Origin of the sequence: Kribbella sp. CA-253562 (assembly GCF_050942265.1) — a bacterium.
In the GTDB taxonomy this organism is placed as follows: Bacteria; Actinomycetota; Actinomycetes; order Propionibacteriales; family Kribbellaceae; genus Kribbella.
Genome location: NZ_CP192049.1, coordinates 5,090,491 through 5,102,569, shown reverse-complemented (window position 1 = coordinate 5,102,569; position 12,079 = coordinate 5,090,491). Strand labels below are relative to the sequence as shown.

12 protein-coding genes are annotated in these 12,079 nt (G+C 70.4%); 5 read left to right on the top strand and 7 right to left on the bottom strand.

What is annotated here, in order from left to right:
• Positions 1 to 14 precede the first annotated feature (14 nt).
• From ACQPXM_RS24065 to ACQPXM_RS24055, 3 genes are all read right to left on the bottom strand, one after another.
• Positions 15 to 743 carry a DedA family protein gene (locus ACQPXM_RS24065; protein WP_432936953.1) on the bottom strand — a complete coding sequence of 243 codons (729 nt, stop codon included), beginning with the start codon at positions 741 to 743 and terminating at the stop codon, positions 15 to 17.
• Between the two features lie 118 nt (positions 744 to 861).
• Positions 862 to 2,115 (bottom strand): amidohydrolase, encoded by a 1,254-nt coding sequence (locus tag ACQPXM_RS24060; protein ID WP_432936950.1) that lies wholly within the window; start codon positions 2,113 to 2,115, stop codon positions 862 to 864.
• A gap of 97 nt (positions 2,116 to 2,212) precedes the next feature.
• Positions 2,213 to 2,908, bottom strand: a complete 696-nt coding sequence (locus tag ACQPXM_RS24055; RefSeq protein ID WP_432936948.1) for a lipoate--protein ligase family protein — start codon at positions 2,906 to 2,908, stop codon at positions 2,213 to 2,215.
• A 160-nt stretch (positions 2,909 to 3,068) separates the two neighbouring features.
• On the opposite strand from ACQPXM_RS24055, the gene ACQPXM_RS24050 reads away from it, so the two are divergent.
• Positions 3,069 to 3,380 (top strand): hypothetical protein, encoded by a 312-nt coding sequence (locus tag ACQPXM_RS24050; protein WP_432936945.1) that lies wholly within the window; start codon positions 3,069 to 3,071, stop codon positions 3,378 to 3,380.
• A gap of 9 nt (positions 3,381 to 3,389) precedes the next feature.
• Here ACQPXM_RS24050 and ACQPXM_RS24045 read toward each other — a convergent pair whose 3' ends face one another.
• Positions 3,390 to 4,088, bottom strand: a complete 699-nt coding sequence (locus ACQPXM_RS24045; RefSeq protein WP_432936943.1) for a hypothetical protein — start codon at positions 4,086 to 4,088, stop codon at positions 3,390 to 3,392.
• A gap of 318 nt (positions 4,089 to 4,406) precedes the next feature.
• Here ACQPXM_RS24045 and ACQPXM_RS24040 point away from each other — a divergent pair, with 318 nt between their 5' ends.
• Together ACQPXM_RS24040 and ACQPXM_RS24035 are read left to right on the top strand one after the other, a co-directional pair.
• On the top strand, positions 4,407 to 5,489 hold the full coding sequence (locus ACQPXM_RS24040) for a polyprenyl synthetase family protein (RefSeq protein ID WP_432936940.1): 1,083 nt from the start codon (positions 4,407 to 4,409) through the stop codon (positions 5,487 to 5,489).
• Between the two features lie 107 nt (positions 5,490 to 5,596).
• Positions 5,597 to 5,881: a hypothetical protein gene (locus ACQPXM_RS24035; RefSeq protein ID WP_432936937.1), complete on the top strand. Its 285-nt coding sequence runs from the start codon at positions 5,597 to 5,599 to the stop codon at positions 5,879 to 5,881.
• Between the two features lie 387 nt (positions 5,882 to 6,268).
• Here the strand turns inward: ACQPXM_RS24035 and ACQPXM_RS24030 are convergent, their stop codons facing one another.
• Both ACQPXM_RS24030 and ACQPXM_RS24025 read right to left on the bottom strand, forming a co-directional pair.
• Positions 6,269 to 6,880, bottom strand: a complete 612-nt coding sequence (locus tag ACQPXM_RS24030) for a glyoxalase (RefSeq protein WP_432936935.1) — start codon at positions 6,878 to 6,880, stop codon at positions 6,269 to 6,271.
• A gap of 46 nt (positions 6,881 to 6,926) precedes the next feature.
• Positions 6,927 to 7,274, bottom strand: a complete 348-nt coding sequence (locus ACQPXM_RS24025; protein WP_432936932.1) for a VOC family protein — start codon at positions 7,272 to 7,274, stop codon at positions 6,927 to 6,929.
• Between the two features lie 199 nt (positions 7,275 to 7,473).
• Between ACQPXM_RS24025 and ACQPXM_RS24020 the strand changes: the two genes are divergently transcribed.
• Positions 7,474 to 10,215 carry a LuxR C-terminal-related transcriptional regulator gene (locus ACQPXM_RS24020; RefSeq protein WP_432936929.1) on the top strand — a complete coding sequence of 914 codons (2,742 nt, stop codon included), beginning with the start codon at positions 7,474 to 7,476 and terminating at the stop codon, positions 10,213 to 10,215.
• Positions 10,212 to 11,672 carry an alpha-L-fucosidase gene (locus ACQPXM_RS24015; RefSeq protein WP_432936927.1) on the top strand — a complete coding sequence of 487 codons (1,461 nt, stop codon included), beginning with the start codon at positions 10,212 to 10,214 and terminating at the stop codon, positions 11,670 to 11,672. Before ACQPXM_RS24020 ends, ACQPXM_RS24015 begins: the two co-directional genes overlap by 4 nt.
• Before the next feature lie 200 nt (positions 11,673 to 11,872).
• Here ACQPXM_RS24015 and ACQPXM_RS24010 read toward each other — a convergent pair whose 3' ends face one another.
• Positions 11,873 to 12,052 carry a hypothetical protein gene (locus ACQPXM_RS24010; protein ID WP_432936925.1) on the bottom strand — a complete coding sequence of 60 codons (180 nt, stop codon included), beginning with the start codon at positions 12,050 to 12,052 and terminating at the stop codon, positions 11,873 to 11,875.
• Positions 12,053 to 12,079 lie beyond the last annotated feature (27 nt).

Below are 12,079 nucleotides of genomic sequence, written 5' to 3'. Positions count from 1 at the left end.
ACGGCGCTGCGAGGTCACGCCGGCGGGAGGTCGGCCTGCGGAACCTCGGTCTGCCGGCGGCGGCGCGCGATCACGAAGACGACACCGATCGCGACCGTCGTGACGACACCGGAGATGATCACCGACGCGAGCGGGAATCCCGCCAGCGCCGTACCGACCAGGTAGGCCAGGCCGCAGGTGTAGACCGACCAGATCGTGCCGCCGATGGCCGACCACAGCAAGAAGTGCCGGTACGGGTGGGCCGCCAGCCCGAGGGTGGCGTTCACGACGAACCGCAGTCCCGGCAGGTAGCGACCGAACAACAGCAGCATCGCGGTGCTCGAACCGACGAAGTCCATCGCCGCCGCGATCTTCTGGTGCTTCATCGCGGCCTCCATCCGGGGCCGGAACCGCTCGCGGTTGCGCCGGGCGATCCAGTACAGCGCCGAATCGCCGACGATGGCGCCGACCGCGCCGGCGAGCATCACCAGCGCCAGGTTCAGCACGCCGTTCGAAGCCAGCGTGGACGCGGCGTTCAGCGTCGTCTCACCCGGGAACAGCGCGCACAGGGCGTCCCCGAACACCAGCAGGAAGACCGCCAGGTAGGCCCAGTCCCCGTCGGCCTCCTCGATCATGGAGAACCCGTCGCCGCCGCCCAGTTTCTGCAGCACGACGACGACCGCCAGGAAAACGACCAGCGCGGCCGTCGCGAAAGCGATCCGTCGCCCCAGCCGGCGATCGCGCGGTCCCAGTTCGTTCGCCATCGCCAACTCCGTCCCGCCGAGCCGAGCGCACCCTCACTCGATCATCAGCCGGACGCCGTACGCCGTACTCATCCGCCAGGGGTGACGTCCACGAGTGTTCGCGGGCGGTTCGGCCTGGTCATGGTTTGCCGAGCCAGGTCAGGGCCGCGACGACCAGTGCTTCGACGCCGGTGGTCAGGGTCGGCTCGATCACGGGGGCGAAGTACGGCGAGTGGTTGCCCGGTAGCTGATCATTGCGGCCCTCGGCGAAGGCGGCGATGGTGGGCTCGGTCTCGAGGCCGCCCCAGAACCAGAACACGGTGGGGACCTGCAGCACCTCGCCGAACACGCCGACGTCCTCGCTGGCGTTGACCTGTGGCATCTGCTGGATCCGCTGCGCGCCGAAGTGTTCGACGAACGCGCTGATGGTGGCCTCCGTCGCCGCCGGTTCACTCACCAGTGCGGGCACGCTGGAGAACCATTCGAGATCTGGTTCGGCCACGGCGGCGCTGGCGGCGGACTCGGCTCGGGCGATGCGTTCGATGGCGCTGCGGACGAGGTCACGCGTCTGCGGGGTGTAGGTGCGGATGTTGACCCCGAGCTCGGCTTTGTCCGGGATGATGTTGTCCTTGGTTCCTGCCTGCAGGCGGCCGACGGTGACAACAGCCGACTCGGCCGGCGCCACCTCGCGGGCCACGATGCCTTGCAACCGGGTGACGACGTTCGCTGCCATCAGCACGGGATCGATCGCCGACTCGGGGCGGGACCCGTGGCCGCCTCGGCCGTGCAGCGTGATGTTGAGGGAGTCCGCGGCCGCCATCACCGGCCCGGTGCCGTACCCGATGAAGCCGGCGGGCAGCGGAGCGACGTGCTGGCCGAGCACGATCTCCGGTGCGGGGAAACGGTCGAACAGCCCGTCGTCGATCATCCCGCGGGCGCCGATCGCGAGTTCCTCGGCGGGCTGGAACACCACCAGCAGGGTTCCACGCCACTGTGCCCGCGCCCGCATCAGCAGTGTGGCGGCGCCGACCAGGCAGGCCGCGTGCATGTCGTGACCGCACGCGTGCATCACCGGAACGTCGCGGCCGTCGCGGTCGACCGCGCGGAGCGTGCTCGCGTAGGGCAGGCCGGTCTTCTCCTCCACCGGCAGCGCGTCGAAGTCGGCGCGCAGCATGACCACGGGCCCGTCGCCGTTGCGCACCACGCCCACGACGCCGGTGACGCCGACTTGCTCGGTGACCTCGTCGAAGCCGGCATCACGCAGCCGCTGCGCGAGCACTCCGGCCGAGCGTTTCTCCTGCAGTGAAAGCTCGGGATTTTGATGCAGGTCCCGATAGAGCTCGGCCAACTCGTCTCGAAGCTCCGAGAACTCTCCGACGACAGACTCGATCATCACGCGACCTCCCTGGGGGACCGTTACGTGCACCGTACTCCCAAGCTCTCGGCGGCATCAGAGCCCGCCAAGGCGGTGGTTTCAACCGACGAGTGGGTCAGATCCGGTGATCTGGGGCGTACGAGGCGGCCAGTTCGAGGGTGGGCTGGTCCAGGGCAGACGGTGTGATTTCGGGGGCGAACACCGTACGGAAGTGTTGCTCGGCGGCGGCTGCCGTCAGGTCCGGGCGTTCGGTCGTCAGGGAGCCTACGGTGGCGGGGTCTAGTGGTAGTTCCAGGTGGGCGTAGACCTCGGTCAGGAGTGAGCGGATCCGCTCGTCGTCGCCGATGACGGTCAGCGAGCTGAAGAGCCAGGCGTGCTGGACGACTCGTTGGGCGGTGCCGACGAGCTTGACCGCACCGCGAGCGTTGATGCTCTGCGCGCCGGGACAGTACTCGCCGGGGACCTCGCCCACCCGCGCGTCGATGCCGAGCGATCGCAGGGCGTCGGCGTACTGGATCCCGAAGCTGGCGAAGCGCCGCTGGTGGTCCTCGGTCGCCCGCAGGTCGTGCCGCACGTGGTCGATCACCAGCGCTTCGGAGGTGTAGGCGACCGGTCGCCCGCCGACGGCCCGGACGAGAGGCTGGAAGCCGGCGTCGCGCCCGGCCTGTACCGCGGCCTGGAATCCGGGATGACGGGTGTCCCGGCGTCCGAAGACGAGTACGGGCTCGGCCGGCCGATAGATCCGGACGACGTCGCTCACTTCGCCACTGGACGCCCGCCGAACCAGGGCATTGGACACTGCCAGCTCCATCGCCGCTTCACCTACGGGGCCCGAGAACACCTGCATGCCGACATCGTGTCATCCGGCACCACCTGCACGTACACTTCGGTGCCGCTGGCAGGTGAGCTACAGGTGGTGGACCGCATTGGTTGTTGTGGGCAAGTGGTCAACTGACAAGGAAGGAAGTCGTGTGAGTCGTTCGGTGACCAGGGATCGGTGGTCAGACGGGGGCGATCCTGCCTTGGCGCGGCGCGCTGCCTGGATGTGGGTGTTCATCGCGCTCGCCGCGTGGGCCATGGTGGGGCTGATCCGGCTCACCTGGTGGGTTGCCCAGGTCAACGACTACCAGGACAACTATCGAGGGTTCGAAGCGGGCGATCCCTTTCCCTGGGTCGTCGTGATCGTGTTCTGCGTCGCCGGCGTGGCCTGCCTTCCGGTCGCGCTCGTGCAAGCGTCCAGGGCTCGCTACCTGACGCGGCAGCATTCTCCCCGGGGACACTGACCCCTCCGTCTACCAGGGAATGATCCCGCTTCGCCCCTGCCACGAGCCGTGTTCCGACAGCGGCCGGAACCGCAGCGTGGCGAACTCGCGGTGGAAGTCCCTGCGCCGGCGTTCGGTCATCGCGTCGGCATGGCGGTCGGGGTCCGGGACGGTGCTGTGGCCGTGCACCATCTCTTCCATCTCCCGTACGGACCGCCAGACCGAGAACGTGGAGATCGTCCGGGGCGGGCGCATCGCGGCCAGCGCCAGCGTGGTTCCCGGGTGGTCGCGAACCAGCCGTTCCACGGGCTTGCCCCACTTGAGGAACCTCGGCACCTCCAGCAGGCGCATCCGGGCCAGCGTGACCGCCACGACGGGTTCGTCGAGGTCCCATTCGCCGGCCCGTGCCGGCAGGTCGGGCAGCGCCGCAAGCCGCGACCAGCGGCGCAGGAACTGCATCCGCACGTGCCAGCCCGCCGCCAGTTGCCTGCCGAGGGGATGGTCCGCCAGGAACGTCGTGACGGCCGCCTCGTCCTCCCACCGCGCGAACATCGCCATCCGGCGCAACTGCATCCGGTCGGGCGAGACGGTGGGGGCACCGAGGCGCATCAGCGCCAGGCACTCGGCGTACCGCAACCCAGGCGTGGAAGACACAGCCGGCGCCTTCCACAGTGCGCCCGCCGTGGTCGTCGGACGGAGTTCGGCGAGGTGGAACGTGAAGATCGTCATCGTTGGCAACTGTGCCACGCAGTGCCGCCCGGACGCGGGAAGACCGCCGGGGATGTCGGCACAGTGTTCGCACGTCGATCAGATCAGGGTCGGGATCCAGCGGGCCAGCGCGGTGAGGGTCGCGCAGACCGATCGAATAGGGGCGTCAAGCAACTATTCGAACAGTGCGCGGTCTGCTTACAGGTTTCTGCCATGCCGGATTCCGACAGCCACGTGCACTGTCCGACCGGCCCTGGCGCTCGGACAGTGAAAGGTGCCGGGCTGATCGCGGGCGCGTCGGCACCGTGCACGTGGACCGTCAAGAGGAGACGAACGACGATGAGCAACTCACTGGCCGTGCTCCGATCGGCGGCCGGCCTGCGCCAGTCGAGGACGCGGACAGCCGGGATCACCGCGTCCCGGACGGCCACCGACCTGCTCGACTCGACTGCGGCGATGGTCGATCCGGCGCTGCACGCCGCTGTCGACTCGCTGCCGGGCTCGACGCGCCGGATCGCGGGCTACCACTTCGGCTGGTGGGACGCGGACGAACGCCCGTCCGGCCACCGTCCCGGGACGGCGTTGCGACCCGCGCTGACGCTGGTCACCGCGCACGCCATCGGCGGGTCCGAGGCAACGGCCGCTGCCATCCCGGCCGCGGTGGCCGTCGAACTGGTCCACAACTTCTCGATGCTGCACGACGACGCGACCCATCACGACGCCGGTCGCCGGCGCCGCGCCAGCTCGTCGACGGTCTTCGGCAAGACCTCGTCCGTCCTCGCCGGTGACGCGCTGCTCACCCTGGCCTTCGACGTGCTCGCCGGGACGTCCGGCAGCCACGCCGCCGTGATCCGGCGCCGCCTGACCACCGCGATTCAGGCCTCGATCGAGGGCCAGGCCCAGGACCTCTCCTTCGAGCAGCGAACCGACGTCGCTCCCGCCGAGTGCCCGCACCTGCACGGCCTGAAGACCGCGGAGTTGTTCGCCTGCGCGTGCGCCGTCGGCGCGCTGTCGGCGGGTGGCACGTTCTCGGACACCGAGCGCTACCACCGGTACGGCGACCAGCTGGGGCTCGCCGTCCAGTTCACCGACGACATCCTCGGGATCTGGGGCCATCCCGCGGTCACCGGCAAGCCCGCGTACGCCGACCTCGCCGTCCGCAAGAAGTCGGCGCCTGTGGTCGCCGCTCTGGCTTCCGGCACCCCGGAAGCCGCGGAACTGGCCGACCTGTACCGGCGGCCGCAGCTCACCCCGCCCGAGCTCGCGCGCGCGGCCGCTCTCGCCGAGGCGGCGGGCGGCCGCGAGTGGAGCCGGCAGCAGGCTGCAGCCTGCCTCGCCGCGGCACTACGGGAGCTGCTGCCTGGAAGGTTCGACAACAAGCTGCGTTCGCTCGCCCAGCTGGCCGCCCGGGGCCATCAATAACCGCAGGGCGGCGAATCGAAGCCTCCGTCGCTGGCGGAATCCGGCATGGCAGGAACCCGACCGCGACGCCCGAAGCCCCGGAGGCCGTGGTGGCGTAGACAGGAAGGATGCAGCAACTGCGCGCGCTGGGAATCTCTGCTCGGGCCGAGTCGATCTATGTCGACCTGATGGCGCACGGTGCGCTGAACCTGGCTGAGCTGGCCCAGCGGTACGGCGCGGAGCTCGACGCGGAGCTCGGCGAACTGGCCGCGATGGGGCTGGTCGATCGGTCCGGTGGCGAGGTCGCACCGCAGCCGCCGCATCATGCGATGCAGGCCGTCGCTCTACGGCGCCCAGGTGCTGCAGAGTCCCGCCGTCATCCAGATGCTGCGCCAGTGCGTGGACGCCGGTGAGCAGGCCCGGGTCTTCCCGTTGAACGTGATGATCGTCGACGATCGGTGGGCCCTGGTCTCGGCCCGGACGATGGTCGGCGAGATCGCGCACACCGCGGCGATGGTGGTGCACGAGTCGCCGTTCCTGACCGGCCTGGTCGGGGTCTTCGACGCGCTGTGGCGGGTCGCGGTCCCGGTCACCGGCGGCACCGGGAGCGCGAAGGCGATCGGGGCACCGGCGCTGGAGACCAAACGGCTGCAGGAGGTTCTCGGTGCGCAGACCCGGTTCCAGCTCGGGTCGAGGCCTCCCGCCAGAGCTGGCTCTGACGGGAGGATCCGAAGGGCGAGGCGGCGCGGTTGTCGATGCCGAGGACGATCATCACCCGGGGCGCCGCCGGCGGAGGTGGTTCAGGCGCTCGCGGTCTCCCAGACGAACCCGTCGGGGTCGGTGACCGGCGCGGCGTCGGTGCTGAGCACGATCCGGTGCGATCCGGAACCTTCGGGGGAGACGCCGGCGTCCTTGGCCAGCGCGCGGCGCGGGTAGAGGGCCAGCGTGACGGCCGACGAGGGGGTGTCGAACTCGACGTACTTGCCGCCGAAGCTCTTGCCGACCGCCAGGCCGTTGTCGACGTAGAACCGCTTGCTCGCCTTGACGTCCTGCACTCCGAGCAGCAGCGCGACCTGGTCGATCTGCCGCGCGGCCGGTGCGGTGTCCTTCTTCTTGCCGGTCGCGACCTTGACGATCGTCCCGTCCGGGGTCTGTACGACGCCGCCGTAGCCCCAGAAGCTCTTGGTGGCCGGCTTCAGCGTGGTGGCGCCGGCCTCGACGGCGTCGCCGATGATCGCGTCGACGTTGCCGGGCTGCGACGTGACCAGCGACAGCGCGAAGCCGCGGAAGCCGGTGCTCGGCGCGTCCGAGCCGCGCACGGTCACGTAGGAGTCCAGGCCGGCGGCCCGGTAGAAGGCCGCGGCGGTGGTCGGGTCGGAAACTTCCAGGGTGACGGATTCGAAGGTGTTCATCTCAGGTCCTTGGGTGATCGAAGTGGTGTGTATGGAATGCCGGGGCTCAGCGGTCCTGCAGAAGTCCCAGAACGTTGCCGTCGCGGTCGATGACGGTGGCCACCACGCGGCCGCCGCCGACTTCGTGCGCTGCCTCGTGCACGGTGGCGCCCGCCGCCGTCACCTCGGCGACCTTCGCCTCGAGGTCAGCCACGTGCCAGTAGCTCACCGGCGACGTCATGCCCTGCGGTCCGCCGTCGGGGACCAGTCCGATGTGCTGCCCCTCGACCTCGAAGCCGACGTAGTACGGCGAATCGGTCTGCGGCGCGACACCGAGCAGTGCCGTGTAGACGGCCTTGGCCTCGGTCAGGTCGGACACGGGGTGCAGGACGGTTTTGATTCCCTGGGTGGTCATGCTCACTCCTTGTGGTGGCCGGGTCACCTCGACCCGCTGTTTCGTGGTCTCAGCTTGTCGCCCGGCCCCGCCCCGCCACATCCGTGCCGACCACTGAATTCGCACCACGGACCGGGCCACGGATCGACCGCACCGACCCGGCTCCGTGGCCCGGCTCGGTGGCCACCACGCAGGGGCACGGATGAGGGAAGATGGGCCGGTGACAGCGACTGTGGACATCTCGCCCCGCGAAGGCGAGGTGCTGGACCTGGTCGGGGCGCATTTCAGCAACGCCGAGATCGCCGCCCGGCTGAGCATCTCGGTGCGGACCGTGGAGAGCCACGTGTCGTCGCTGTTGCGCAAGCTCGACGTACCGGATCGGCGTGCGCTGGCCCACCGCGCCCCGCAGCCGACCGGTGCGGGCGCGGACCGTCCGTCCCGCCCGCCCCGGGTGCTGCCCGCCCCGCTGACCTCGTTCGTCGGCCGGTCCGAGGAGCAGGCGGAGCTGCTGGAACTGATCAAGGCACACCGCGAGGTGACCGCGGTCGGCCCCGGGGGAGTGGGCAAGACCCGGCTGGCCCTGGCGGTGGCCGCCGAAGCAGCCGGCGACTACGCCGACGTCTGGTACGTCGATCTGGTCCCGGTCACCGATCCGGAGATGATCGCCACGGCGGTCGCCGGCACGCTCGGTCTCGGTGAGCAGCCGGGCCGCGACATGACCGAGTCCGTGATCGCCGCACTGACCGACCGGCAGGCTCTGCTGGTGCTGGACAACTGCGAACAAGTCGTCGACGGGGTGGCGCTGTTCGTCGAGCGCCTGCTGGCGACGTGCCCCGGGCTGACGGTGCTGGCCACCAGCCGGGCCCAGTTGATGGTCCCGTTCGAACGGGTGTACCAGGTGCCGCCGTTGTCGCTGCCCGCGAACGGCGAATCGGACGCGGTGGCGTTGTTCCTCGAGCGCGCGGCAGCCGTCGGTGCGCCCCTGGACGCGCCCCGCCGCGACCAGATCGCCGCCATCTGCGAGCGGCTGGACGGCATGGCGCTGGCGATCGAACTGGCCGCCGCCCGCTATCACACGCTCGGGCTCGACGGCATCACCGCTGCTCTGTCCCATCCGCTCCGGATGCTCACCGGCGGTTTCCGTGCCGACGAGCGGCACCGTTCGGTGCGGGCTGCGCTCGACTGGAGCCACGCCCTGATCGACCCGGCCGACCAGGCGCTGCTGCGCCGGGTGTCGGTGTTCGTCGCGCCGTTCACCGTTGCCCAGGCCGCCGAGGTGGCCGAGTCGGAGGAGTTCGTGGTCGCCGACGGCCTGGCGCGGCTGGCCGAACAAAGCCTGCTGGTGGTGACAACGACGCCCAGCGGCACGGCGTACCGGGCGCTGGAGACCATTCGCGAGTACGCGACGGAACGGTTGGCCGAGGCAGGCGAGCTCGTGGACGCCCGGTTCCGGCATCTGCGCTGGTGCCTGGGCCGGATGACCGAGCTGGCGGTGGTGGGACCTGACTGGCGTGCGAGGTTCGACGCGGTCGCCGATGACCTCCGCGCCGCGCTCGCGTGGGCAGCTCAGGAGCCGGAGCAGCGCACGGACGCGTACCGCCTTGCCCGGCAACTGGCCGAGCTGACCTTCACCCGCACCCTGATCGGCGAGTCGCAGCAGCGGTACGAGCAGGCGGCCTCGCTGGCCGACGACCCGGATTCGCAGGCGGCGGCACTCCGGCAGGCCGCGGCAGTGGCTGCCTGCCGGATGCGCGGCGACGACCTGTATCGCCTGTACCGGGCCGCCGCGGAAGCCGCGGGCCGCGCCGGGAACACCGCCGGCGCCGCGCGTGACCTGGCGACGACCGCGACCACGGCGTACCGGTTCGCGAGCAAGTTCGTGCGCAAGCTGCCGCTGGAGGAGACCGACGCGCTGGTCGCGCAAGCGCAGGAGCTGGCCGGTGACGATCCGGCGGCGCGGGCCGTGGTGGCGGTGGCCGAAGCCGGGCAGGCGCTCAACGCCGCGGTCACCACCGTCGAGGGCCGCCCCGGCAGCTCCGTCGCGGACACGATCGCGCGTGCCGAAAAGGCTGTCGAGCTGACGCACGCCGTCGGCGATCCGCTCGCCGAGTCCGTCGCGCTCGACGTACTGACCGGGGCTCTCAGCTGGGCGGGTGACACATTCGCCGCAGCCGCGACGACCCAGCGCCGGATCAAACTGTTGTCGTCCGCACCGAACACTCCGGCCGCGACCCACGAGCTGATCGAGGCGCTCGGTGAGGCCGCCGAGGCCAGTCTCGGCACCGGCGACCTGCCGGCGGCCCGCCGCTGGGCCGGCCAACTCGCCGACCATCCGCTGCTCGCGGAGGTCGGCCACCGCGCGACGAGCTGGCTGCTGGTCGCCGACGCGTTCGCAGGCGCGGTGGATCAGGTGCTCAGCGGCAGCGTCCGTTTCCTCGACGGGTGGCGGCGAGCCGGGAGCCCGGCCGGCTCGTCGCTCGGCCCAGCCGTCGCCGCCGTGGCGATGGTCCACGGGCTTCGCGGCGACGACGATGCCAGGCGCGAGTGGCAGGAGGTGCTGGACCAACTCGGCACCTCACCCGACCGCACCTACGGCTACGGCGCGGTCTTCGACACGATGCTTCTGCTGCACCAGGGCCGTGTCGCGGAGGCGCTGGAGCGGATCGAACCCGACCCGCGGCAGGTGTGGAGATGGGTCACCTGGATCTGGCACCACTGGTACGTCGCGCTGCGCGCCGAGGCCGCCGTACTGGCTGGAAGCCCGGACGCCCAGGACCGTCTCACCGAGGCCCGAACCATCGTGGCCGGCAATCCGGTGGCCGAGGCGATGGTGACGCGGGCCGCGGCAATCCTGGCCGACGACCGGGAGGCGGTGCTGGCAACGGCGGCCGCATTCGACCGGGCAGGCTGCCCTTATCAGTCCGCACGCACCCTGATCCTGGCCGGAGGCGAGCCGACGTGACCGCAACGGACCCCGCAGGGCAGTTCGAGCCGACTCTGGAGTCGCTACGGACGTTCGTGTGCCCGGACTGGTTCCGGGACGCGAAGTTCGGGATCTGGTCGCACTGGGGAGCCCAGTCGGTGCCCCGGTTCGGTGACTGGTACGCGCGCCGGATGTACTGCGAAGGCACCGAGCAGTACCGGTACCACCTGCGGACGTACGGCCATCCGTCGGAGGTGGGCTACAAGGACGTCGTCCGGCAGTGGAAGGCCGAACGGTTCGATCCCGACGCCTTGATGGATCAGTACGTCGCCGCGGGCGCCAAGTACTTCGTCGCCCAGGCCATGCATCACGACAACTTCTTCAACTACGACTCGTCGATCCATCGGTGGAACTCGGTCCGGATGGGACCGGGCAAGGACATCGTCGCACTGTGGAAGGCCGCCGCGGACCGGCATCGGCTCCCGTTCGGCATCGCCGAGCATCTCGGCGCCACGTTCACCTGGTCGGCGGTCAACAAGGGCAGCGACGAGCACGGACCGTACGCCGGGGTGCCGTACGACGGCAACGACCCGCGGTACGAGGACCTCTACCTCCGCAACCGGCTCGACGGCCCGGTGGACCCGGGCAACCTGGACCCCTGGTACACCGACGATCCCGGCTGGCATCAGCACTGGCTCGACGTGATCAGCGAGGTGATCGACCGGTACCAGCCGGACCTGCTGTACACCGACGGCCCGCTGCCTTTCGGCGAGCACGGTTACCAGGCGGGGCTCCAGGCGGTCGCGCGCCTCTACAACGCCAGCGCGGCTCGGCACGGCGGAGTGAACCAGGCCGTCTACAACCAGAAGGACCGCGACCCGGCGATCTACCAGGTGGGTGTGCTCGACATCGAGCGGAGCCAGGAGCCGGACATCAACCCGCACCCCTGGCAGACCGACACCTCGGTCGGCGACTGGTTCTACGACGTTCGCGACGTCTACAAGACCTCCGCGCACGTGATCGAGATGCTGGTCGACATCGTCGCCAAGAACGGCAACCTGCTGCTCAACGTGCCGCAGCGGCCCGACGGCACGATCGACCTCGAGTGTGCCGCGCTGCTGGACGAGGTGGGCCGCTGGCTCGCCGTCTGCGGTGAGGGGATCTACGGCACCCGGCCGTTCCGGGTGATGGGGGAGGGGCCGGCCGCCGTACGGATCGACGGGTTCACCGAGGAGGCGGTCGAGTGGACGAGCGCGGACCTGCGGTTCACCCGGAAGGACTCGACGCTGTACGCGTTCCAGCTCCGGTGGCCGGCCGACGGACGAGCGGTGATTCGGACGCTCACGCCCGCGGACAAGGTCACCTCGGTCCGCCTGCTCGGCCACGGCCGGGTCGAGTTCGAGCAGGCCGAAGGCGTGCTGGTCGCCCGGCTGCCGGCGAAGGCGCCGGCCCAGCCGGTGAACTGCCTCGCCCTGGAGATCCCGACGTTGCGGTGATCGATCCTGGGGTTCGCGGTCCCAGCCGGGTACGTCGTACGGTCGCGTCCTCGCCGGTCCGGAAGATCATTGCTTCGGGCAACAACGGCCGGAGTCGGCCGCTGAGGAGCACCCGGCACGGGTGGAGAGAGATTGCGGGCCCGCTCCCCCTGTCCCCTCCGAAGAGGGGGCGGGCCCGCAATCAGACGGTGGGTGGCGGGTCAGGCCGCGCTGGATCGGTGCCGGAGACGGCGTAACTCACGCAAGGTGACCTGTTTGCGCCGGATCAGGGCAGTCAGTTGCTCGAGATCGGCGCTGCGGCGGGCCGCGCGCAATTCGTCCTCGACGATGAGCAGGGCAACGATCAGCTGGCGAACGGTGCTGGTGTTGTGATCGCGCATGAAGGCCTCGGCAGGTCGAAGTGTCCG